The sequence below is a fragment of the Companilactobacillus zhachilii genome, assembly GCF_003606365.2.
GTDB lineage: Bacteria > Bacillota > Bacilli > Lactobacillales > Lactobacillaceae > Companilactobacillus > Companilactobacillus zhachilii.
In genome coordinates, this window is sequence record NZ_CP031933.2 from 2,072,239 (window position 1) to 2,092,777 (window position 20,539).

The 20,539-nt window shown below is 37.0% G+C and carries 27 protein-coding genes, 1 other RNA gene, 1 pseudogene, 1 riboswitch and 1 other annotated feature; all 29 genes and pseudogenes read right to left on the bottom strand.

Annotation, left to right across the window (positions count from 1 at the left end):
- Window positions 1–142 precede the first annotated feature (142 nt).
- Entirely contained in the window at window positions 143–1,165 is a 1,023-nt protein-coding gene (gene tsaD / locus D1B17_RS09535) for a tRNA (adenosine(37)-N6)-threonylcarbamoyltransferase complex transferase subunit TsaD (RefSeq protein WP_120141935.1), read from the bottom strand.
- A 10-nt stretch (window positions 1,166–1,175) separates the two neighbouring features.
- Complete coding sequence (rimI, locus tag D1B17_RS09540; protein WP_240704401.1) at window positions 1,176–1,706, bottom strand: ribosomal protein S18-alanine N-acetyltransferase; 531 nt, start codon at window positions 1,704–1,706, stop codon at window positions 1,176–1,178.
- A complete protein-coding gene (tsaB, locus tag D1B17_RS09545) occupies window positions 1,690–2,412 on the bottom strand; it encodes a tRNA (adenosine(37)-N6)-threonylcarbamoyltransferase complex dimerization subunit type 1 TsaB (RefSeq protein WP_120141933.1) in 723 nt (240 codons plus the stop codon). The genes rimI and tsaB overlap by 17 nt, the downstream gene beginning before the upstream one ends.
- Before the next feature lie 307 nt (window positions 2,413–2,719).
- Window positions 2,720–3,241 (bottom strand): folate family ECF transporter S component, encoded by a 522-nt coding sequence (locus D1B17_RS09550; protein WP_120141932.1) that lies wholly within the window; start codon window positions 3,239–3,241, stop codon window positions 2,720–2,722.
- Window positions 3,242–3,298: 57 nt separating this feature from the next.
- A riboswitch (THF riboswitch) is annotated at window positions 3,299–3,393 on the bottom strand.
- A 64-nt stretch (window positions 3,394–3,457) separates the two neighbouring features.
- Window positions 3,458–4,201 carry an acyl-[acyl-carrier-protein] thioesterase gene (locus tag D1B17_RS09555; protein WP_120141931.1) on the bottom strand — a complete coding sequence of 248 codons (744 nt, stop codon included), beginning with the start codon at window positions 4,199–4,201 and terminating at the stop codon, window positions 3,458–3,460.
- A 2-nt stretch (window positions 4,202–4,203) separates the two neighbouring features.
- Window positions 4,204–5,073: a 16S rRNA (cytidine(1402)-2'-O)-methyltransferase gene (gene rsmI / locus D1B17_RS09560; RefSeq protein WP_120141930.1), complete on the bottom strand. Its 870-nt coding sequence runs from the start codon at window positions 5,071–5,073 to the stop codon at window positions 4,204–4,206.
- 14 nt (window positions 5,074–5,087) lie between these two features.
- The gene (locus tag D1B17_RS09565) at window positions 5,088–5,453 is read right to left on the bottom strand and encodes an initiation control protein YabA (protein ID WP_057892193.1); all 366 of its coding nucleotides are present in this window, start codon (window positions 5,451–5,453) and stop codon (window positions 5,088–5,090) included.
- 11 nt (window positions 5,454–5,464) lie between these two features.
- A complete protein-coding gene (locus tag D1B17_RS09570; protein ID WP_120141929.1) occupies window positions 5,465–6,418 on the bottom strand; it encodes a DNA polymerase III subunit delta' in 954 nt (317 codons plus the stop codon).
- A 2-nt stretch (window positions 6,419–6,420) separates the two neighbouring features.
- On the bottom strand, window positions 6,421–6,747 hold the full coding sequence (locus tag D1B17_RS09575; RefSeq protein WP_057892191.1) for a cyclic-di-AMP receptor: 327 nt from the start codon (window positions 6,745–6,747) through the stop codon (window positions 6,421–6,423).
- A 3-nt stretch (window positions 6,748–6,750) separates the two neighbouring features.
- Window positions 6,751–7,401 (bottom strand): dTMP kinase, encoded by a 651-nt coding sequence (gene tmk, locus D1B17_RS09580; protein ID WP_120141928.1) that lies wholly within the window; start codon window positions 7,399–7,401, stop codon window positions 6,751–6,753.
- A 628-nt stretch (window positions 7,402–8,029) separates the two neighbouring features.
- On the bottom strand, window positions 8,030–8,317 hold the full coding sequence (locus D1B17_RS09585) for a YaaL family protein (protein WP_057892188.1): 288 nt from the start codon (window positions 8,315–8,317) through the stop codon (window positions 8,030–8,032).
- A 1-nt stretch (window position 8,318) separates the two neighbouring features.
- On the bottom strand, window positions 8,319–8,918 hold the full coding sequence (gene recR / locus D1B17_RS09590; protein WP_120141927.1) for a recombination mediator RecR: 600 nt from the start codon (window positions 8,916–8,918) through the stop codon (window positions 8,319–8,321).
- Window positions 8,918–9,226: a YbaB/EbfC family nucleoid-associated protein gene (locus D1B17_RS09595; protein ID WP_237389390.1), complete on the bottom strand. Its 309-nt coding sequence runs from the start codon at window positions 9,224–9,226 to the stop codon at window positions 8,918–8,920. The genes recR and D1B17_RS09595 overlap by 1 nt, the downstream gene beginning before the upstream one ends.
- A gap of 32 nt (window positions 9,227–9,258) precedes the next feature.
- Window positions 9,259–10,974, bottom strand: a complete 1,716-nt coding sequence (dnaX, locus tag D1B17_RS09600) for a DNA polymerase III subunit gamma/tau (protein WP_120141925.1) — start codon at window positions 10,972–10,974, stop codon at window positions 9,259–9,261.
- 83 nt (window positions 10,975–11,057) lie between these two features.
- Window positions 11,058–11,140: signal recognition particle sRNA small type (gene ffs / locus D1B17_RS09605), an RNA gene on the bottom strand.
- 43 nt (window positions 11,141–11,183) lie between these two features.
- Window positions 11,184–11,660 carry a nucleoside deaminase gene (locus tag D1B17_RS09610; RefSeq protein WP_166806668.1) on the bottom strand — a complete coding sequence of 159 codons (477 nt, stop codon included), beginning with the start codon at window positions 11,658–11,660 and terminating at the stop codon, window positions 11,184–11,186.
- A 1-nt stretch (window position 11,661) separates the two neighbouring features.
- The gene (locus D1B17_RS09615; protein WP_120141924.1) at window positions 11,662–11,976 is read right to left on the bottom strand and encodes a hypothetical protein; all 315 of its coding nucleotides are present in this window, start codon (window positions 11,974–11,976) and stop codon (window positions 11,662–11,664) included.
- A 43-nt stretch (window positions 11,977–12,019) separates the two neighbouring features.
- Window positions 12,020–12,622, bottom strand: coding sequence for a class I SAM-dependent methyltransferase (locus tag D1B17_RS09620; protein ID WP_120141923.1), 603 nt, complete (start codon window positions 12,620–12,622; stop codon window positions 12,020–12,022).
- A gap of 70 nt (window positions 12,623–12,692) precedes the next feature.
- Window positions 12,693–13,061, bottom strand: a complete 369-nt coding sequence (rplL, locus tag D1B17_RS09625) for a 50S ribosomal protein L7/L12 (RefSeq protein WP_120141922.1) — start codon at window positions 13,059–13,061, stop codon at window positions 12,693–12,695.
- A 41-nt stretch (window positions 13,062–13,102) separates the two neighbouring features.
- The gene (rplJ, locus tag D1B17_RS09630) at window positions 13,103–13,606 is read right to left on the bottom strand and encodes a 50S ribosomal protein L10 (RefSeq protein ID WP_120141921.1); all 504 of its coding nucleotides are present in this window, start codon (window positions 13,604–13,606) and stop codon (window positions 13,103–13,105) included.
- Between the two features lie 51 nt (window positions 13,607–13,657).
- Window positions 13,658–13,777 (bottom strand) — a sequence feature (ribosomal protein L10 leader region).
- A gap of 34 nt (window positions 13,778–13,811) precedes the next feature.
- Complete coding sequence (rplA, locus tag D1B17_RS09635; protein ID WP_120141920.1) at window positions 13,812–14,492, bottom strand: 50S ribosomal protein L1; 681 nt, start codon at window positions 14,490–14,492, stop codon at window positions 13,812–13,814.
- 103 nt (window positions 14,493–14,595) lie between these two features.
- Window positions 14,596–15,018 carry a 50S ribosomal protein L11 gene (gene rplK / locus D1B17_RS09640; protein ID WP_041498799.1) on the bottom strand — a complete coding sequence of 141 codons (423 nt, stop codon included), beginning with the start codon at window positions 15,016–15,018 and terminating at the stop codon, window positions 14,596–14,598.
- Window positions 15,019–15,635: 617 nt separating this feature from the next.
- Window positions 15,636–16,181 (bottom strand): transcription termination/antitermination protein NusG, encoded by a 546-nt coding sequence (nusG, locus tag D1B17_RS09645; protein WP_120141919.1) that lies wholly within the window; start codon window positions 16,179–16,181, stop codon window positions 15,636–15,638.
- A 95-nt stretch (window positions 16,182–16,276) separates the two neighbouring features.
- On the bottom strand, window positions 16,277–16,462 hold the full coding sequence (secE, locus tag D1B17_RS09650; RefSeq protein ID WP_120141918.1) for a preprotein translocase subunit SecE: 186 nt from the start codon (window positions 16,460–16,462) through the stop codon (window positions 16,277–16,279).
- A 14-nt stretch (window positions 16,463–16,476) separates the two neighbouring features.
- Complete coding sequence (gene rpmG, locus D1B17_RS09655; protein ID WP_082330626.1) at window positions 16,477–16,626, bottom strand: 50S ribosomal protein L33; 150 nt, start codon at window positions 16,624–16,626, stop codon at window positions 16,477–16,479.
- 80 nt (window positions 16,627–16,706) lie between these two features.
- A complete protein-coding gene (locus D1B17_RS09660) occupies window positions 16,707–17,270 on the bottom strand; it encodes a sigma-70 family RNA polymerase sigma factor (protein ID WP_120141917.1) in 564 nt (187 codons plus the stop codon).
- Between the two features lie 686 nt (window positions 17,271–17,956).
- The gene (rlmB, locus tag D1B17_RS09665; protein ID WP_202240392.1) at window positions 17,957–18,721 is read right to left on the bottom strand and encodes a 23S rRNA (guanosine(2251)-2'-O)-methyltransferase RlmB; all 765 of its coding nucleotides are present in this window, start codon (window positions 18,719–18,721) and stop codon (window positions 17,957–17,959) included.
- Window positions 18,702–19,114, bottom strand: a pseudogene (locus tag D1B17_RS09670) (Mini-ribonuclease 3). Before D1B17_RS09670 ends, rlmB begins: the two are co-directional and overlap by 20 nt.
- Window positions 19,107–20,516 carry a cysteine--tRNA ligase gene (cysS, locus tag D1B17_RS09675; protein WP_120141916.1) on the bottom strand — a complete coding sequence of 470 codons (1,410 nt, stop codon included), beginning with the start codon at window positions 20,514–20,516 and terminating at the stop codon, window positions 19,107–19,109. Before cysS ends, D1B17_RS09670 begins: the two are co-directional and overlap by 8 nt.
- Window positions 20,517–20,539 lie beyond the last annotated feature (23 nt).

The following is a 20,539-nucleotide window of genomic DNA, read 5'->3' on the forward strand; positions in this document are numbered from 1 at the left end:
ATAGTGGTGTTAGGACGTTTCGTCCTTACAGCACAGGACGTGTTTTGAAATTCGCGCACTTTGCGAAGTTCAAAACCGAGCTCCGAGACCTTGGCTCGGGGCGGTCCCACAGGTATCCATACTCGCACCTAGAGACGGCACCCTACTCCATATCAAAATCCAAGCTAGGATCAGCATTCAAATCCAAATCGGCAAAGTCACCTTTATCATATTGTATTTGGGCCATAGCACCAATCATAGCAGCATTGTCACCGCATAAACGCAATGGTGGGAAAACTAATTCCATGTCCATATGACGTTTTTCAATTTCAGCAGCTAGGCGTTTACGTAGTCCCTGGTTAGCTGAAACTCCACCCCCAACAATCAATTGCTTAACTGGATGAAGTTTTAAAGCTCTAAACGTCTTGTTTGTTAAAATATCCAACACGGCACCTTGGAAACTAGCAGCCAAATCATCCTTATTTAACTCCTCATGAACTTGATCTGCATGATGAACTGTATTGATGAAGGCACTCTTCAATCCACTGAAACTAAAGTCCAAATTATCTTCTTGAACCATCGCTCTAGGAAAATCAAATGTATCATTCCCCACAGCTGCCATTTCATCAACTTTCTTACCAGCCGGATAGTTGATTCCTAAGACACGACCAATTTTGTCATAAGCTTCACCAACCGCATCATCACGTGTATCTCCCAAAGTATGGAACACTCCGGGTGCTGTTACCAACACGAGTTCAGTATGACCACCGGAAACCAAGAGAGACATGAATGGATATTGCAAATCAGTCACAAAATTAGCTGAATAAATATGTCCTGCCAAATGGTTGACCTTAATCAAAGGTAAATCGTGTGCAAAAGCAACTGTCTTAGCTGCCATAATTCCGATTAACAATGATCCAACTAAGCCTGGTCCATAAGTTACTGCTACGGCATCTAAATCTTCATAACCAACTTGAGCTTTTGCCAAAGCTAAATTGATACATTTAGTCACTTCTTCAACATGGTGACGACTGGCAACTTCTGGAACAACTCCGCCGAAACGTTGGTGACTCTTTATTTGTGTTGCAATAATATTAGCTAAGATTTCCTTACCGTTCTTAATAACAGCAACTGAAGTCTCATCACAGCTACTTTCAAACGACAATATTAACGTATCTTTTTCCAAAATAATCTCCTCACAGATCAACCATCATTTCCCAAGCATCGTGATGATTTCTAAAATAATACTTTTTATGCACTGTTCGAACTTTAAACCCAAACGCATCATACAGTGCCAGTGCCGCCTCATTAGTCACATCAACTTCTAATGATATTTTGGCATAATCCCGATCTCGACAATAATCAAACACTTGATTCAGCAACAAATGGCCAATCCCCAAATTTTGATAATCAGCATCGACTGCCAAATTCGTAATATGTGCCTCGGCTTTATCCCCCAAAGACAAACCAGTAAACGCAACTACTCGATTTTTTTCCACAAGTGATAAATAGAGTGCTTTTTTATTGTCAATTTCCATTTGGACAATATCAATTGGCCACGGAACTGGAATTGGATAAATTGTTTCTTGAACTTTCATATATTGAATTGCATCTTTTGGTAATGCTTTTCTTAAAATAAATTTTCGATCTTCAATTGAAACATTTTGTTCTTCAAAATCAAATTTCACTGTTTTGTTAGAAAATAATTGCTTAAACTTCTTCAACATAGGAAACATTGCCGTCGTCCTTATGTCCCTTAGCATACCAATCGTGTTCCGCTTGTGTTAAACGCAAGTACGTAGGTACAAAATCATCGATATCAGTAACTGGTTTCTTTGATTCTGCTAATTTGGCAAGTTTGGCTGCATCCGGCAATGAATTTTCAGCAGTAATAATTTTGGCACTAGGAAATTGATTTTGAATTAATTCTTGTAACCTTGGTGTTGCATTAATAAATTCAAGTTGATCAGCATCATATTCTTTCAAAGCATCAAATAGCTTTGCCATTGACGTATGGTGATCACCCATGATGCTGACAAACTTATCACGTGAATTTTGATAAACACCAGCGAAAGCATTGTCATTACGAGCGTCCATTAATGGCACTAAAATATGCGCTTTGTCACCGTTAGCAGCTAACAATTCCAAGCTTGAAACTCCAACTAACTTCTTGTTCAATGTATCGGCCAAAGTTTTAGCGACCGTCACAGCAATTCTTACACCTGTGTATGAACCAGGTCCCTTGGCAACTGCAATCAAATCAATGTCATTTACGGTTAAATTTGCTTCCTGTAAAGCCTCTTTAATATCCGGCAAAATAGTTATGCTATGAGTCTTCTTTTCAGTCGACTCCAAATGAGCTAAAACCTTGCCATCAACTACAACGGCAACGGATAGCGGCTTATTAGATGTATCAAATGCTAATATTTTCATATTTATCCCTCATTCTTCATAACAACTATTCTAACACAGATTTTTTAGTTCTTTCCTATGTTTGGTTATCGAACTTTTGACATTTAAATATGCCGCCTCCAGGAGCAAGAAAAATTTAGGTCGCTGTGGGGACCTAATTTTTCTTGCTCCTTCCGGCTAGGGTTTATCCTCAAATTAATTTTTATTTCTGAGTCTAGTTTTATTAAACAAAGTAGGATTGTATAAATACAATAGTCAAAAGAACAGTGCTTGTTTTTCCCTACTCCGGATACAGCATCATTTGAATGTACAAAAAAAATCGGCCTTATTAGCCGATTTTATTAAATTTCGAATTATCAATCCATTTCAGGACGATATATAAAAGACCTGTTTGGTAAACCAAACTGAAAGCCTCTTTTGCAAGTCTTGGAACCAACAAAGTTACATATGGCAAATTAGTCATCATGTGAATCCACAAGGTATTTAAACCTGTATTCACAATAACTGTAATTAATAACACCGTTAGAAAAGTTCTCCAAACTGTCACCTTGTGGTTGTAAAGCATGTAACCATAAATTACTCCCGCAACTAAGGCTGAGAATGTAAATCCAATGAAGAATCCACCGGATGATGGCATAACTAAATTACTAATTACATCAGCTAATACGTTAGCTATCGCAGCTTTGAAGGGTCCGAAATAATAACCTAATAACCCTATTGCTATAAAACTAAATCCGACTTTCAAGGTATTGCTACCGACTGACAATTTTGCTAACACCATTTGCAATGCTATTAACAATGCCATCCATGTAACTTCTTGAACGCTTATTACTGTACTTCTACTGTTCATAATCGACATCTCCCCAAAGGAGCTGCCACCAGATATAGGCAAAAGAGACGTATATAAAGTGGCGAATGCGGAAACAAGATCGCGAGAAAACTCTTTGTCCGATGTTCACATTCCGTTCCATCAGCACTTGACGCCTTGAATCCTACCCCAAATTTTTTTTAAGTACTCGTCAATAATAGCACTATTTTTTCTGTAAGCAAGTAATTTGTTTGCAATTTACTTATTTTTCCACTTGAATTGTGCAATAACGTTCAGCACGTCACCATTCTTAATCCAATGAATAGATTTATTATTCGTATTATCAAGCTTAGCATATGAAATTGGTTGACTATCCATATTTAATTCTTTGTCATATTTAATATCCATACTTGTCAATGTGTGGTCAGCGATAAAGTCCATATCTAATGTATCGACCATCCAATCAAAATAATATGAATTATTAACATGTTTATTAACATCGATATTGTAATAACCGATATGTTGAGGTTGCTCAAAATCATAATCTTCCGGAACTTTTAAACGATTGAAGCGTTTTAGTTTCTTCGTCTCTTCAGCCCCAAACACATCATCCAAACGATCGCTTGCACTAACGATTTTACGTTCTTCAATATCAATCAATACAAAAGCACTCTCAGCTTTTACAATGGTTTCTCCAGATTCATCTTCAATCCAAAAATCACGATAAAAGAAATACTTGTTGTAACTAGTTGCTTGCGTCATAATCTTCAGCTTTTGGCCTAACTTGGGCATCTGCTTAATATCCATATGATACTGAACAACGACCCAGCCTAAGCCTTTATTCTTAACCATTTCTGCACTATCTACATCTGCTTGGTGAAGTTGTTTTTCTGAAGTTAATAACATCACGTCAATTAAAGCTGACAACCGCATGTCACCTGAAAAATTGACGAAATAATATGGTACTTCCATTTCAATTGCAAAAGTTTGTTTCTCTGCCACTATTATTCTTCTCCGATTCCATGATAAAGGTTATAGACATCTTGTTTCTTTAAGCCATTTTGAGCTGCGACTTCCTTGATTGCTTTGTTAGGCTTTTGACCTTGAGCAATCAAATCATCAACCGATTTAACTAAATCATCATCTGATTCAGCTTGTGTAGCTTCGACAGGCTTACCAGCAATGATCAAAACATACTCACCTTTGGGATCATTATCTTGATAATACTCGGCTACTTGTTGCAAACTACCGCGCAAAAAGGCTTCATGAATCTTAGTCAATTCTCGGGCTAACGTAATTTGTCTGTCAGCACCAAAATTATCCATCAAATCTTGAATGGTCTTTTTCACTCGATAAGGTGATTCATAGACGATTGTCGTTTCTGCACGTTTGGATAAATCGCTCAATGCCTCTGTTCTTTCTTTACCTTTACGTGGTAAAAAGCCGTAGAAATAAAACGGTTGTGGTGCAATTCCTGAAGCAATCAATGCCGTTACTGAAGCAGTTGCTCCAGGTAGCGGTACAACCGGAATATCTTCCTTGATAGCAGCTTTAACTAATTCTTTACCGGGATCACTAATTGATGGTGCTCCAGCATCACTAACTTGGGCAATTTTTAGACCGGCATTCATTTTTTCTATTAATTCCGGAATACGTTGAGCAGTATTATGCTCATGAAAACTTATTAATTCTGTTGGTATTTCGAAATGATTTAATAAATTTTTAGTATTACGTGTATCTTCAGCTGCAACTAAATCAGCCTCTTTTAAAGTGTTAACAGCTCGAAAAGTCATATCTTCCAAATTACCAATTGGTGTTGGCACTAAAAAAAGGCAGCCCTTCGAATTATCAACAAAACTCCTTTGTTCTTTCATTCAAATAGCTCCCCTTATCTAATCTTAATTTTCTTTTTCTTACCTTTGTCATTACTCCCGTAAAGTACGTTGGTACAGAAAATACATTCTTCCTTATCTTTACGGTGAGTTCCATAGAATTGTTGGCAAACATGAAATCCTTTACGATATAAACTCTCAAGATTTAATCGTGAGTAAGATAATTCATTGCCTTTAATATCTTTATCTTCATATCCCATTTTTTCCAAATGTTTACGAAGATTTTGATTTTCTATCTTCAACTCCTCTTTTTCTTCCAGAGTCTTGGATAGTTCTTCTTTCAGCAAAGAAACCTTTTTACTTATATCATTCAATTGATTTGTGATTGTCTCAAATTCATCATATAAATCCTTCTCTGCCATGATTTCACCTACTAATCCACAAATTTTAATGATAAATCTTCTAAAATAGCTTGAAACGATACATTACTTTTCCACATTTGTTCGGCTGTGAATAACTCATCGGACATAGCAACGATTTTTTTTATACTCTTTTTGTCCAAGATATCCACCGACGTCAATGTTGATTTTTCTAAATTGTACCTAATTGATAATATATCACTAAAAATTTGATTCAACATGTCGAAAACCAAATGTTGTTGATCTTTATTCTCAATTAAAGGCATGATATCAGTCTGTATGTCGACAAAACTATTTATTTTTTGTTTGTTAATTTCTTTGAGCCAACTGACGAGTGCGACACTCAATGATTGGTATTTATCACCAGTAATACTTTCCAAATACTTAACGTCAGTCACTTTTAAAGCTCGCTGTGCTTGTTCAGATTTAAAACCGACTGCTACCAAACTAGCAATTTCATCATCGTTACTTTGGTTTGATAAATGAAAAATTTGCACTCGTGATTGAATCGTCGGTAATAATTGTTTAGCTGAATCAGCCAAAAGAATAATCATCAAGTTACCTTCTGGCTCTTCTATTGTTTTCAACAAGTTATTCGCAGCTTGCACTGTCATCTTTTCAGCTTCATCAATGATTAGGATTCTTCGTTTACCTTGAGTCGCTGCCATATTGGCTTCTTTTTTAAAAAATTTAATATCATCGACACCGATGCTTTGCTTATCAGTCGTTACTTCTAAGACATCAGGATTATCTCCCAAAGCAATCGTTCGGCATTTTTGACACGTTTGGTCAGGTGCTCCATCTTGTAAATGATCACAAAACTGGCTTTGAGCTAACCAAATTGCCATTTGTTGTCTAACTTTTGAAGATGCACTGTCAATCAAATAAGCATGTGACAACATATTAGTGGAAATAATTTTTTGAAATTCATGTACAACTCTCGGTTGTTCTTCTAATAAACTTTCCATTATTAGAATCTCACAAATTTATCAACTGGCAAAATGAAGCAGGTTGCACCACCAACTTGGACTTCAACTGGTTCAGCCATACTTGAAGCTGCTTCCGGCATAAGAAAAGTTGGCGTTACATATTGGGCTCTAGTATGACAAGTCTTTTTGATTATCGCTAAAGCATCGTCAATCTTATCTTCCTCCACACCAATTAGGAATGTGCAGTTACCAGCTTTCAAAAAACCACCAGTTGATGATAATTGAGTGGCTCTAAAACCTTTTTTAACTAAACTTGTTTGTAATTGTTGACTATCTTTAGATTGAATAATGGCTACAATGAGTTTCATTGGTTATTCTCCCTTGTTAAAAATATTTGGAAATTGCTTAGTAATAACATTCAACGCATCAGAAACGACCTTCTCAGGAGCTTGTTCAGCATCGATTGTTTTAATTCTATCAGGATTATCTTTGACAATTTGCATGTATGAATCGTAGACCCGATTGTGGAAACTGATAGCTTCCTTTTCCAAACGATCCATTGCACCTTCATGGTCTTTTCTGATACGAGACAGACCAACCTCTGGTGAAACATCAAAGTAAATTGTCAAATCTGGTAAATGTCCATCAATGGCAAAATCATTGATTTCAGCCACTTCAGACATTCCAATCTCACGACCGCCACCTTGATAAGCAATGGAACTATCAACGAAACGATCACTCAACATAATTTTATCTTCCTTCAAAGTAGGTAAAATAACATCAATCAAATGTTGACGACGAGCAGCCGCATACAAAAGTGCTTCAGTCCGAGAATCCATTTCTTCATCATGGATATCCAAAATGATTTTTCTGATTTTCTCAGAAATAGGACTACCACCTGGCTCACGTGAAAGCACGATCTCTTGATCTGTTTTTGCCTGCAATAATGGCATTAGTGTTTTTAGAGCAGTTGTTTTACCTGCCCCATCTGGACCTTCAAACGATATAAATATTCCTGACATAAATTAATCTCTCCTAGATGATTACTACTATTTTACTTGAAATCAGGGAGAAATGAAACTTAAGGTCTTGGTTAATAACTAATTATTCCGTCTCCAGAACCGAGAAAAGATTAACTGGCAGTGCGGACCGGGCCGAGCCAAGGTCTCGTCCCTCGGTTTTAAGCCTTGCAAGCAAGTCTCAAAACACGCCCGGTGCTGTAAGGCCGAGAAAAACACTCGACCCAACACCACTTTCACTGCCAGTTAATCTTTTCTCGGTTCTTCCGACTAGTTATTGAAAGTTAACCTATTTAATATTATTACCTCATTAAATACACGATTTAATAACAAAACTTTAAATAGATTTCATACAAAATAAAAAAACAAGCATCCCTAAATAAAAAGGAATCCTTGTTTTAATTTGATGATTCAATTTCTTAAAAAAATAATTATATATACAGTTAACTTAGCCGGAGGGAACGATAAATTTATGTCGCTGTGAAAGTGGAGTTAGGGCTTTAGCCCTTACTCCACAGGACGACTTTTGAGACTTGCGGTTTGGGCAAGGCTCAAAATCGAGGGTCGAGACCGCTTTTTGGCTCGAGCCGGTCCCCATAGCGACATAAATTTATCGTTCCCGGAGGCGGCTCTACCAGTGCTTCTCGGCCCGACTAGGTTGTTTCAAAAATGTATCTTCATCACCAAAAATAATATTGGTCGTAGCTTTAGCTTTGGCTTTTCTTCTTCTGGCTTCTAAATACAAAAATTGATACTTCAACTGATCCAGCTTCAAATGAATTCTGGTTGTGTCGTCAACGTCCACTGAATTATTGATCATTCTTTGAGTATTCCCAATTCTTTGTTGAATTTGGTGAATATTGTCTAAAAGGCGATCATCTTCCATTTTTTGGACGGTAACTTTTTTTCTACCAAACATGTTAAATCTCCCTGCGTCCTTGCACGGCACTCTTCAAGGTCATTTCATCGGCATATTCGATATCAGAACCGACGGCTAATCCGTGTGCTAGTCTAGTTACTTTTATTCCTGCTGGCTTAACTAATTTGGCTAAATATTGGGCTGTTGCTTCTCCTTCTGGAGTTGCATTTGTAGCGATAATCAATTCTCTTACATTTTGATTTTCCTTTAAACGATTCAACAACAGCTTAATATTCAAATCTTCTGGTCCTACTCCATCAATTGGTGATAGGACTCCTCCTAGTACATGATACAAACCGTTATAACCGTTCATATCATCTAGCGACATAATATCTTTTGCCTGTTCAACTACTAAAATTGTTGATTGGTCACGACTTTTATCGCTACAAATCGAACAAATTTCATCTGTCGTAATATTTCCACAAATGCGACATGATTTTAAATCAGTCTTTGCAGAAACTAAATTATCAGCAAATTCTTGCACTTGATCTTTGTCCATCCCAAGCGTAAAGAATGCCATTCTCGTAGCAGTCTTACGACCGATACCTGGTAACATCATATAACTATCAATTAATTTAGATATTGGTTCTGGATATTTCATTACATCAACCCGTTTGTGTATTTACCTAGTTTAGATTGCTTATCTTTGTCGACTGCTTCAAAAGCATTGTTCAAGGCATCAATTAACATGTCTTGCAATGTATCTGGATCATCTGGATCAATGATTTTTTCACTGATTGTCATATCAGCAATTTTCTTTTCACCAGTAACTTTTACAGTCACAAAGTCATCAACTGAACTACCAGTATATTCTGTTTTGTTTAATTCTTCTGTTGCTGCTTGAACTTCTTTTTGCATCTTTTGGGCTTGGCGCATAATGTTGGCCATGTTGCCACCCATTCCGCCCATATTTGGCATACCTTTACTCATTACAATTCCTCCTAGTCATCTTTAACATCAACTATATCATCACCGAACAATTTTAACGCTTCATCGACGGTTGGATCAGTCTTTTTAGTTTCTTCTTTAGATTTTACATTTGTTGGCTTGTTAGAATCAATATTATTATCAATATATTCTTTACGGATTACCGGCCAATCTTTCTTCGGTACCAACACAATCTGACAATCTTTTTTCAACAAGCGACCAGCATTATCAGTTAATTCTTGTAAAAATTCACTGTCATCTTGAACTTGTTCGAACCACAGTGCATAATCAAATGCCACAACAATCCCATCAGGTGAAGCAGCCACTGGTTCGGAGACTTTCATCATAGCACGTTGTGAGATTGAAAGCATACTCATTAAATCGGGCCAAATATCTTTAGCTGAATTCAAATCACCCTTCGTCGCACTACCCAAAACTTTATAAATAGCAGTCTTGTTCAAACGCGTATTATTGGTACCCCGACGACGTGGCTTTGTTTTAACTGGTTCTGGTTTTTGCACTCCATTAGACAAACCTTTGACTTCGTTTTGCAAATGAGAAATTTCATCACGTAACTTATCGATTTCCACATTCTCGACTTGTTCATCGTGAGTATTTTGCTCTGATGGAGCTGTTGTTTGATCAACTTTAGGCTCACTGATTTTAACGGTCAAAATTTCCATATAAATGTCAGTTTGATTAGAGTTCTTAATATTTTTTTGTGTGGCACTGACTTGGTCAACAATATAGAATAAACGACTGTTGTCAAACTTATTAGCAATGGCTAGTAATTCATCTGTCATAACTGACTTGTCCATTTGATCAGACAGGTCGGAGTTAGAATTATATAAAATTAAATTTCGACAAACTCGAATAATCATTTCCGTAAAACGCAATGCCGAACGACCACTAGCCAAAATTTGGTACAAACTAGTTAGTGCCTCCGCCGGCTTATTATCAGCAATGGCCGTCATATATGAAACAATTTGTTCATTACTCAAGGCACCAGTTACTTCTTGAGCGTTCTTGAGCGTTAACTCATCGTCGCCATATGATAAAGCTTGATCCAAAATACTTAAAGCATCACGCATTCCACCTTCTGCTGAAGCTGCAATAATGTTTAATCCTTCTTCATCATATTTAATATTCTTATCATCTAAAATATACGTCATCCGTTGTAAAATATCTTGCTTAGAAATACGACGGAAATTAAAACTTTGCGTTCTAGAAATAATTGTTGCGGGAATTTTTTGTGGTTCCGTTGTAGCTAAAATAAACATTACGTTAGCTGGCGGTTCTTCCAATGTTTTCAACAAAGCATTGAAAGCTCCCTGTGAAAGCATATGAACTTCATCAATGATATAGACTTTGAACTTTGCTTCAGTGGGTGCATATTTAACTTTATCACGGATATCACGAATTTCTTCGACACCATTATTTGAAGCGGCATCAATTTCGATTACGTCGTTCAATCGATTTTCGTTTGCAGCCTTACAAATCTCACATTCATTACAAGGTTCACCATCATGTGGATTCAGACAGTTGACTGCCTTGGCTAAAATTTTGGCACAAGATGTCTTACCAGTACCCCGCGGACCACTGAACAAATAGGCATGACTGGTCATATGACTAGCCACGGCATTACGCAGGGTTTGGGTGATGACATCTTGTCCGATTACATCAGAAAAAGTTTGGGGACGCCAAACTCGATAAAGTGCTTGATATGCCATTTTTACTCCTTTTAAAAAACTGATATGTAAATTTTAACACAAAAAAACTCCTAATCCTGAACAGATTAGGAGGCTAATATACATAACAAAAGGCACATGGCACACCTTACTTAGTGCTGCTTTCTTCCGAACCTGACACGATTCGCAAGAGCACCATTGCCCTAAGGCCTTGCGGCAATAACTATAATACTATAAATTAACGAATTATGCTACTTTTTGCGTCTAATTTCTCGAAAGAAATTCCGTAATAATTGTGCTGATTCGTCGGCTTTGACCTCACTTAACACCTCTGGTTGGTGATTATACCGCGTCTCAGCTAAGAGATTATTAATTGAACCAACTGACCCAGCTTTTGGATCCTTGGCACCATAAATAACTTCTTCGATTCGACTATTTATTATCGCCCCAGCACACATTGGACAAGGTTCTAGAGTTACGAATAAACTCGTATGTTCCAAGCGCCAACTACCAACTTTGGCACATGCTGCTTCAATTGCAATAATTTCCGCATGCTTGATAGCATTCTGCGTTTCTTCACGCTCATTTGAGCCCTCGGCAATAACTTCACCGGTAATATTATCGACAATTATGCAGCCGATAGGAACCTCGCGTCTTGTCTCAGCTTTTTTGGCCTCTTCAAGCGCCAGATTCATGTATTCATTGATTTGATTTTCTGAAAATATCATTTTAGCTAATTAAATTCGTTACTTTCTTCTCTAAGTATTTTGGAAAAACTGGTTCCTTAAGTTTTAGTTGTTTTTGTTCACGTTGGATTTTTTCAAGTATCTCGAGTAATTCTTTGACTTGATCATCTGATAAAGTTCCAATAAATTGCATTATTTTTTCGTTGCCATGTAAATATTTCCCAACGTAATCTTCTAATTTCTTGCGATCTTGGTTGATAACTTTATTCTTCAAGAACTTAACTAGCGAATAAACGACGAAAAACATTCCTGCGGAAATAAACGATAAAAGAGCTACAATTAAAATTTTCTTCTTCATATGCAAACGCCTCCAACATGAATATACCACATTGGGAAATATTTTAAATCAATTTACTTCTTAAAATATAATATCCCTTATCACGTGTCACAACTTCAACATTGCCAAAAGTTTGGTCCATCAACTTTTTAGCAGAAGGTGCACCTTGTTTCTTTTGAAGCACGATCCAGAGTTCACCATTTGGCTCTAAATAATCCTTTGAATCGGCCAAAATTGATGTCACAACACTCTTACCTGCTCTTACAGGTGGATTAGAAACAATCAAAGCATATTTACCTTCAACGGTCTTATAAGTATCAGACTCAAAGATATCGACGTTACTTACTTGATTATTTTCAGCATTTTGTTTTGCTAACCCCAGTGCTCGCAAGTTAACATCAACCATTGTCACTTGACGTTTAGGTTGATCTTTGGCTAGTGCTAAACCAATTGGGCCATATCCACAACCAACGTCCAAAATATTTCCATTAGGCACATTTTGGAAATCAATTGCATCAATTAAAACACGTGAACCATAATCGATTGTTTGTCGAGAAAAGACTCCACTATCAGATGTAAAATCTAAACTGTGATTTCTCAAGATAAAGTTAAAGTTTTTAACTTCATGTTCCAAATTTGGATCATTTTCAAAATATTGATTAACCATTTGCTTTACCTGTCCTTTTAAGGGTAAAAAAAAATCCTCTTACGAGGATTAATTTTATCATTAAAGTGTATTACTTCAATGTAACTGTTGCACCAACAGCTTCTAGTTTTGACTTCATTTCGTCAGCGTCAGCCTTAGCAACGCCTTCCTTGATAACCTTAGGAGCACCATCAACAAGGTCCTTTGAGTCCTTCAAGCCAAGTCCTGTGATACCACGAACTTCCTTGATAACCTTAACCTTTTCTTGACCTGCTTCTGTAAGTTCAACGTCAAATGAGTCCTTTTCTGCAGCAGCGTCGCCACCAGCAGCACCGGCAGCAGCAACTGGAGCAGCAGCCTTAACGTCAAATTCTTCTTCAATAGCCTTAACAAGGTCGTTAAGTTCTAGAATTGAAGCATCTTTTAAATCATCAATAATCTTTTGTGTATCTAAAGCCATTATTGTATCCTCCAAATATTATGAGTTATTTTTTAAATTAATTAAGCGGCAGGTTCGTCGTTTTTGTCTGCAACGGCCTTAACAACCATAGCAAAGTCGCGAACTGGAGCTTGTAATACAGATACCAACATTGATAGCAAGCCATCTCTGTCTGGTAATGTTGCAAGTTCTTGAATTTGTTCAAGAGTTGCTGCTTTACCTTCGATGATACCACCCTTGATTTCAACGGCTTCAACATCTTTGGCAAATTTAGCTGCTACTTTAGCAGGTCCAACAGGATCTGTTTCTGAGTAAGCAATAGCTGTTGGTCCAACGAAGTATTCTTCTAGACCTTCAACACCGGCTTTTTCAGCTGCACGTCTCAAGATTGTATTCTTGATAACTTGCATTGTAGCACCTTGTTCACGTAATTCAGCACGCATTTCTGTTGCTTGTTCAACTGTTAGACCTAAGTAATCAACAACGATTACTGACTTTGCGCCTGTAAGTTGCTTAGCAATTTCATCAACTTGTGCTTGTTTTGCTGCTAATACATCTTGCTTCATTATTACGTTTCACCTCCACAATTTATTAGTTAATTATCTACAAATTTCGGCTTAAAAATAATAAAATCTCTGTGCCCTAAGGACACAGAGATTAAGTGAAATAATCTTCTGGCCTCGGCAGGATATTAAGACTTTCATCACCTGAGTCTTCGGTAGAAATCAACTATATTAATCTATCATTATTTTGGTAGTTAGTCAACACTAATTAAGCGTTGATCTTTAGACCAGGTCCAAATGTAGATGTCATGTTAACACTTGTTACATAGTTACCCTTAAGTGAAGCTGGGCGTGCTTTCAAGATTGCGTTGTAGAAAGTATCGAAGTTTTCTGTAATCTTGTTTGTATCAAATGAAATCTTACCGATTGGTGCGTGGATAAGACCGTTTGAGTCAACACGGTATGTAACTTGTCCGGCTTTAATATCATTAACAGCCTTTGTAACATCCATTGTAACAGTACCTGTCTTAGGGTTAGGCATCAAACCTTTAGGTCCAAGAACACGACCTAAACGACCTACTTTAGCCATCATTGGTGGTGTTGCAACAGCAACGTCAAAGTCTAGCCAGCCGTCTTGAATCTTTTCAACAAGGTCGTCAGAACCAACAACATCAGCGCCAGCTGCTTCTGCATCCTTAGCTTGTTGTCCTTCAGCGAAGACGATAACCTTTTGTGTCTTACCAGTACCGTTAGGTAGTACGATAGCACCACGAATTTGTTGATCAGCTTGCTTTGGATCTACATCCAAGTTAACAGCAACTTCAACAGTTGCGTCGAATTTAGCGAAGTCAACCTTCTTTAATAATTCAACAGCTTCTTCAGCAGTGTAAGTTTTGTTTTTATCTACTTGTTTTAATGCTTCTGTATATTTCTTTCCATGCTTAGCCATGCTAAGTTCCTCCTTGCTTTGTGGTCTTTCGGAGAATTATATTTTCTCCTCCCACTTGTTAAGAATGCTTTCACATTCCTGTAAACTGCTTAAATCTAGTCTTTTACTTTACTTCAAAGCCCATACTTCTTGCAGTACCAGCAACCATACGCATTGCAGCTTCAACACTAGCAGCGTTTAGGTCTTTCATCTTGGTTTCAGCAATTTCGCGAACTTGGTCTTCAGTAACTGTGGCAACCTTGTTAGTGTTAGGTTCGCCAGAGCCCTTTTCAACGCCAGCAGCCTTCTTCAATAGAACAGCAGCTGGTGGTGTCTTAGTAACGAAATCGAATGAACGGTCTTCATATACTGAGATAACAACAGGGATAATCATACCCTTTTGATCTTGTGTACGTGCATTGAAGTCCTTTGTAAAGGCAACAATGTTAATACCAGCTTGTCCTAAAGCAGGACCAACTGGAGGAGCTGGAGTAGCCTGTCCAGCAGGGATTTGTAATTTTACTACGTTAGCAACTTTTTTAGCCACGGTGCATACCTCCTTGTTCCGTGATGTGGTCATGATGAGAATCAGAATTTTCTCTCCCACATGTATGTGTCAAAAACATACCGTTATATAGTAGCACGGTCTACTAGGGTTTACAATAATTTTTTTAATTTCCGTCCCCGGGAGCAAGACGATTTTCCTGCTGTGGGACCGATTCGAGCCAAGGTCTCGAATCTCGCTTTTAAGCCTTGCAAGTTCGGCAAGTCTTAAAAGACGTCCGTGGAGTAAGGGCTAAAGCCCTAACTCCACCTTTACTGCTGGAAAATCATCTTGCTCCCTCCGACTAGTTCTATGGCTGCTTGTTACCCATTTCCAATCCAAAAGCTACTAACTAAGTAAGAATTTTTATAAACTATGTTAAATATCATTATCTTAATCAGTAAAGCAACAAATCTACAACCACTACACTAGTCGGAGGACATGAGCACTATTTTTATCTGCTGTGAAAGTGGCGTTATGGCTTTAGCCATTACACCACCGGGCGAGTTTGGAGACTTGCCGAACTTGCAAGGCTTCAAACCGAGGGACGAGACCTTGGCTCGGCCCGGTCCGCACAGCAGATAAAAATAGTGCTCATTTCCGGAGACGGCAAAATTTAATTAAGCTTGTTTTTCAACCGCTGTAAAGTCAACTTCAGCTGATGTCATACGTCCAAACATATCAACATCAACTTTAAGTTTTCTGTGTTCGTCATCGATATCAGTGATTTTACCTGTCATATCTGAGAAAGCACCATCAGTGATCTTAACTGTTTCGCCAATTTCAAAGTCAGATGGTTTTTGTGAATCCATGCCAAATTGACTAAGGATATTATCAATCTCTTCTGGTAATAGTGGTGCTGGTTTACTACCAGAACCGTGACTGCCGACAAATCCGGTAACACCTGGTGTATTACGAACGATGAACCATGATTCATCAGACATAACCATTTCTACTAGAACATAGCCAGGGAAAGTCTTTTCCATTTCTTTCTTTTCTTTACCGTTTTTAACTTTTGTTTCTTCTTCTTCAGGTACTACTGCACGGAAAATGTAATCTTCCATACCCATTGATTGAGCACGTGATTCTAGATTTTCCTTAACTTTGTTTTCATATCCTGAATAAGTATGTAATACATACCATTGTTTTTCGCCAGCTTCAGCCATAATTTCCTCCAAAAATTCAAAATAAAAAAACTCCGAACTAGGTCGAAGTTTTTCTCGTTACAAACATAATAACAAATTTTACGATGTCTTACAATCTATTTACCCATTACAAAGTGTTGTAATAATGTAATTAGACCCCAATCAACTAGAGCAAAGAAGACTGCATACATCAATGATGTAGCAATAACGATCCATGTGTCACGTCTGTTTTCTTTAAATGTAGGCCAAACAACTAATTTCATTTCTTTGTTGACACTACCAAAAAATTTAAATAGTTTCATTTGTTCCTCCAGAATTATCTTGTTTCTTTATGTAATGTATGTTTACCACAGTGCTTACAAAACTTCTTTACTTCAAGACGTTCTGTTCTGCTTGGGTTTTCAGTAATTGTATAATTTCTTGAACCACAGACAGTACAAGCAAGGGCGACTTTTCTTAATCCCATGTTTATCTCCAAAATCTAATCTTAATCTTATTAATTGTAAACTCTGGAGTCTTGTTTGTCCATTGCAATCTCATGACAAATCACTCATAAACAAGATTGTCTGATTTTTTCTTAATCATCTTTTTACATCGATACGTTATTATCAATAAGCTTCTACGATCAACTTTTGCCAAATCACAAGCTTCTTCAATCGAAAATTTTCCCAAAGTATATTGTAAAGCAGTCAATTCTTTAAGCGTCATACCTAGCGTAACTTGTTGAATATGATCACAATACTCAATTGAATCTTTCGGACTTTGCATAATCATGTGGGACTCATCAATATCATCTAATGATTCAGTCATCCCATTTATTTTTCTCTTTGCTGAATTAGAATAACGAACTAAATCTATTACACGATGCTTAAATTTCATTTTAAAAAAACTACCAAATTTCGAACCTTGAGAACCATCAAACTTGATGCAAGAATCATGGCAAACTATCCGTGCTTCTTGATACCAATCATCACGATCATAACTCGAAACAAAATACTGCCTGATTGTATTATCAATCATAGGACGATACTTCATGATAAGTTTTGCTAGGGCTTCCGAATCTCCGAAATCCCGAAGCTGTTCGATCCATAATGTCTCTGAGTTTTCCATTCAGTACGTATATTACGGACAACAATTTACTCTTATACGATAACACGGAATATTTCCTACATTCTAGCGAACGTTTGTTTACAAAAAAAGCGAATAATATTTAATCATTCGTTTTATAAGTTATTGATAAATTCCACTTTCGGAAGCAAATTTATTAGTAATACCGCGTAGTGCTAATTGGGTTCTTTCTCAACTTTAGTTGCCGTCTCTGGGTGCAAGAAATGTTGGCGCTGTGGGGACCGATTGGAGCCGGAGTGCGGCCTCCAATCTCGATTTTGAACTTCGCAAAGTGTGCGAAGTTCAAAACTCGTCCCGTGGTATAGGCGCTAAAGCGCCAACGCCACCTTCACTACTGCCAACATTTCTTGCACCCAGAGACTAATACATTTATTATTTGAAATTTAACATAAGCAAAAGGCTAGATATTTTTCCGGATTTATACCCGGAAGAGATATCTAACCTTTTTTATTTTCTATTCTATAACCAAAATTAAGAAAGAACCGCTAATTGATTTTTTAACCACGAATTTAAAATTACTTTTAAAATCAAAATATACTCCGTATCCTACAATTCTAGTCATCAACGACATAATAATACTTAAAATGATTCACTATGGATTCAAAAATAAAGAATGAACTAGTCGGAAAGAGAAAGACATGGTTAGCTAACACCACACGTTAATAGTATTAAGCATGTCTAGAAGCAAAAGCTTGATACAACAAAATACCTGTTGCTACACTAGCATTCAAACTTTGAACATGTCCAACCATAGGAATATTCAAGGTTTGGTCAGCTTGTTTTAAGACTAATGGAGAAATTCCTTTACCTTCGTTACCGATAATCAGAGCAACAGCTCCCTTGGCATTCCAGTTACGGTAATTGTCACCTTCCATAGCTGTTCCAAAGACCCAAATATTACGTTTCTTCAAGTCCTTGATAGTATTAACTAAATTAGTCACACGCACAACGGGCACATGTTCAATCGCACCAGTTGAAGTTTTCGCAACTACGGAAGTCAATCCAGTTGAACGATGCTTAGGAACAATAATTCCGTGTACACCAACAGCGTCAGCCGTTCTCATAATTGAACCCAAATTATGGGGATCTTCAATTTTATCCAAAATCAAGATGAATGGATCTTCACCCTTTTCTTCAGCATTTTTGAAGATATCATCCATTTCAGCATATTGATATGAAGCAATATAGGCTGCCATACCTTGGTGATTACCGCCATCACTAATATCATCTAATTTATTCTTTGGTACTTCTTGAACAATCAAACGATCTCTTTTAGCGAGCTTGATTGCTTCAGCAATATGTTCACTGGAAAGTCCCTTTTGCACTAAAACCTTATTAACACGTTGATTAGCTGTGGCCGATTTCAATAATTCGATTACTGAATGGACGCCATAAACTAACTCAATGTCATTACTATTTGAATTGTCTGTCATCTGCTTCACCTGTCTCTACTTCATTTATGCACCATTGTGCTAGTTCTTTCACACGTTCTTTGTTGCCAGTAATATCTAAATAGCCAAAAACTGCTTCAAAACCAGTGGACATATGATATGTGACGACACTTGTATTCTTTGCTTTTGTTTGTTTCTTCGCATTACGACCATTCTTGTAAATACGAATTTCTTCTTCAGATAAAACATCTTTATCAAGCATCAAAGTAGTTAAGGATGCTTGTGCTTTTGCAGAAACGTAATGTTTTGCTTGGTGCTGTAATTCATTAACTTTGACGATATTTTTTCGAGTAAGTGTTCACGAATAAAAACTTCATAAACAGCATCCCCTAAATATGCCAAAGTTACGCCATTAAATTTTTTAACATCAGTCATTAATATGCCACCGTGTTCCTTGTGGTGTATCTTCTAAGATCACACCCATATCCTTTAGTTGGTCTCGCAATTTATCACTTGTCGCAAAATCTTTATTTGCGCGAGCTTCATCACGTTGATCGACCATTTGTTGGATTTCTTCAGATAGATCTTGTTGATCATCTAATTTAACACCCAAAATACTAGTCAATTTAACCATAGCTTCTAGGATAACATTTGCTGCATTTTTAGCAACTGTCTCTGATGCAGCATAATTATTTGCTAAGCTAACCAAATTAAAGATTTCTGTCAAGCCATTTTGGACGTTAAAATCATCGTTCATAGCAGTCTTAAAATCAGTTACGATTTTAGCAACTTGTGTCTGAATGTCATTGATATCACTGGCATCTTCAGCACCATCGAGTCTGAATTTCAAGTTATTATAAGCTGTTTTGATTTTATCCAAATTATCGGCAGCTTTTTGTAAATTAGCTTTGGAATATTCAAGCGGACGACGGTAATGTGTTGACGACAAGAAGAAACGTAAAACTTGTGGATTAGTTGTTTTAACTAAATCATGGACCGTGACAAAGTTACCTAATGATTTACTCATTTTTTCATTGTTTTCAACCGTTACAAAACCATTGTGCATCCAATAATTAACAAATTTCTTACTGGTCTTGGCTTCACTTTGAGCAATTTCATTTTCATGGTGTGGAAATTCCAAATCTTGACCACCACCATGGATATCAAAGGTATCACCTAAATATTTTGTGGACATAACTGAACATTCAATATGCCAACCTGGACGACCTTCACCCCAAGGAGAATCCCATTTGATCTCACCTGGTTTAGCTTTCTTCCATAGAGCAAAATCAATTGGATCTTGCTTCTTAGAAAACTCAGTATCACCAACGTGTTCACTAGCACCTTCAACCAATTGGTCAATATTTTGATCAGACAATTCACCATAATGTTTAAACTTACGAGCACGGTAGAAAACATCCCCTTGTGATTCATAAGCATAGTCTTTGGCAACTAGATCCTTGATGAAATCAATAATTTCTTGAATATTATCAGTTGCTCGTGGATTAATTGTCGCTTTTTGAACATTGATTGCAGCAATATCTTCATAAAATGCTTTGATGAATCGATCAGCTACTTCCGGTACGGTAATACCTTCTTTATTAGCTTCTTTGATCATCTTATCGTCAACATCAGTAAAGTTTGAGACAAATTTCACGTCATAACCTAAGAATTCTAAATAACGACGGACAGTATCAAAAGCTACGATTGAACGGGCATTTCCAATGTGAATATAGTTATACACAGTTGGTCCACAGACATACATATTAACTTGGTTAGGTGTTATTGGTTTAAATTCTTCTTTTTCTCTTGTTAAGGTATTAAAAATTTTCAACATAATCTTCACCTATATAAAAAAGG

Coding starts and splice junctions, on each gene's coding strand:
- dnaX (WP_120141925.1), bottom strand. CDS start 10,974: ATGGCATATCAAGCACTTTATCGAGTTTGGCGTCCCCAAACTTTTTCT.
- tmk (WP_120141928.1), bottom strand. CDS start 7,401: ATGTCAGGAATATTTATATCGTTTGAAGGTCCAGATGGGGCAGGTAAA.
- D1B17_RS09575 (WP_057892191.1), bottom strand. CDS start 6,747: ATGAAACTCATTGTAGCCATTATTCAATCTAAAGATAGTCAACAATTA.
- rplA (WP_120141920.1), bottom strand. CDS start 14,492: ATGGCTAAGCATGGAAAGAAATATACAGAAGCATTAAAACAAGTAGAT.
- D1B17_RS09615 (WP_120141924.1), bottom strand. CDS start 11,976: ATGAAGAAGAAAATTTTAATTGTAGCTCTTTTATCGTTTATTTCCGCA.
- rimI (WP_240704401.1), bottom strand. CDS start 1,706: ATGTTGAAGAAGTTTAAGCAATTATTTTCTAACAAAACAGTGAAATTT.
- tsaB (WP_120141933.1), bottom strand. CDS start 2,412: ATGAAAATATTAGCATTTGATACATCTAATAAGCCGCTATCCGTTGCC.
- rpmG (WP_082330626.1), bottom strand. CDS start 16,626: ATGGGATTAAGAAAAGTCGCCCTTGCTTGTACTGTCTGTGGTTCAAGA.
- D1B17_RS09565 (WP_057892193.1), bottom strand. CDS start 5,453: ATGGCAGAGAAGGATTTATATGATGAATTTGAGACAATCACAAATCAA.
- rlmB (WP_202240392.1), bottom strand. CDS start 18,721: ATGACAGACAATTCAAATAGTAATGACATTGAGTTAGTTTATGGCGTC.
- rsmI (WP_120141930.1), bottom strand. CDS start 5,073: ATGAAAGAACAAAGGAGTTTTGTTGATAATTCGAAGGGCTGCCTTTTT.
- secE (WP_120141918.1), bottom strand. CDS start 16,462: ATGAAACTATTTAAATTTTTTGGTAGTGTCAACAAAGAAATGAAATTA.
- D1B17_RS09570 (WP_120141929.1), bottom strand. CDS start 6,418: ATGGAAAGTTTATTAGAAGAACAACCGAGAGTTGTACATGAATTTCAA.
- D1B17_RS09595 (WP_237389390.1), bottom strand. CDS start 9,226: ATGGGCGGAATGGGTGGCAACATGGCCAACATTATGCGCCAAGCCCAA.
- D1B17_RS09610 (WP_166806668.1), bottom strand. CDS start 11,660: ATGATATTTTCAGAAAATCAAATCAATGAATACATGAATCTGGCGCTT.
- nusG (WP_120141919.1), bottom strand. CDS start 16,181: ATGGCTGAAGCTGGCGAAAAACAATGGTATGTATTACATACTTATTCA.
- rplJ (WP_120141921.1), bottom strand. CDS start 13,606: ATGAAGCAAGATGTATTAGCAGCAAAACAAGCACAAGTTGATGAAATT.
- D1B17_RS09550 (WP_120141932.1), bottom strand. CDS start 3,241: ATGAACAGTAGAAGTACAGTAATAAGCGTTCAAGAAGTTACATGGATG.
- rplL (WP_120141922.1), bottom strand. CDS start 13,061: ATGGCTTTAGATACACAAAAGATTATTGATGATTTAAAAGATGCTTCA.
- recR (WP_120141927.1), bottom strand. CDS start 8,918: ATGAAATATCCAGAACCAATATCTAAATTAATTGATAGTTATATGATG.
- D1B17_RS09585 (WP_057892188.1), bottom strand. CDS start 8,317: ATGTTTGGTAGAAAAAAAGTTACCGTCCAAAAAATGGAAGATGATCGC.
- D1B17_RS09620 (WP_120141923.1), bottom strand. CDS start 12,622: ATGGTTAATCAATATTTTGAAAATGATCCAAATTTGGAACATGAAGTT.
- D1B17_RS09660 (WP_120141917.1), bottom strand. CDS start 17,270: ATGGAAAACTCAGAGACATTATGGATCGAACAGCTTCGGGATTTCGGA.
- cysS (WP_120141916.1), bottom strand. CDS start 20,516: ATGTTGAAAATTTTTAATACCTTAACAAGAGAAAAAGAAGAATTTAAA.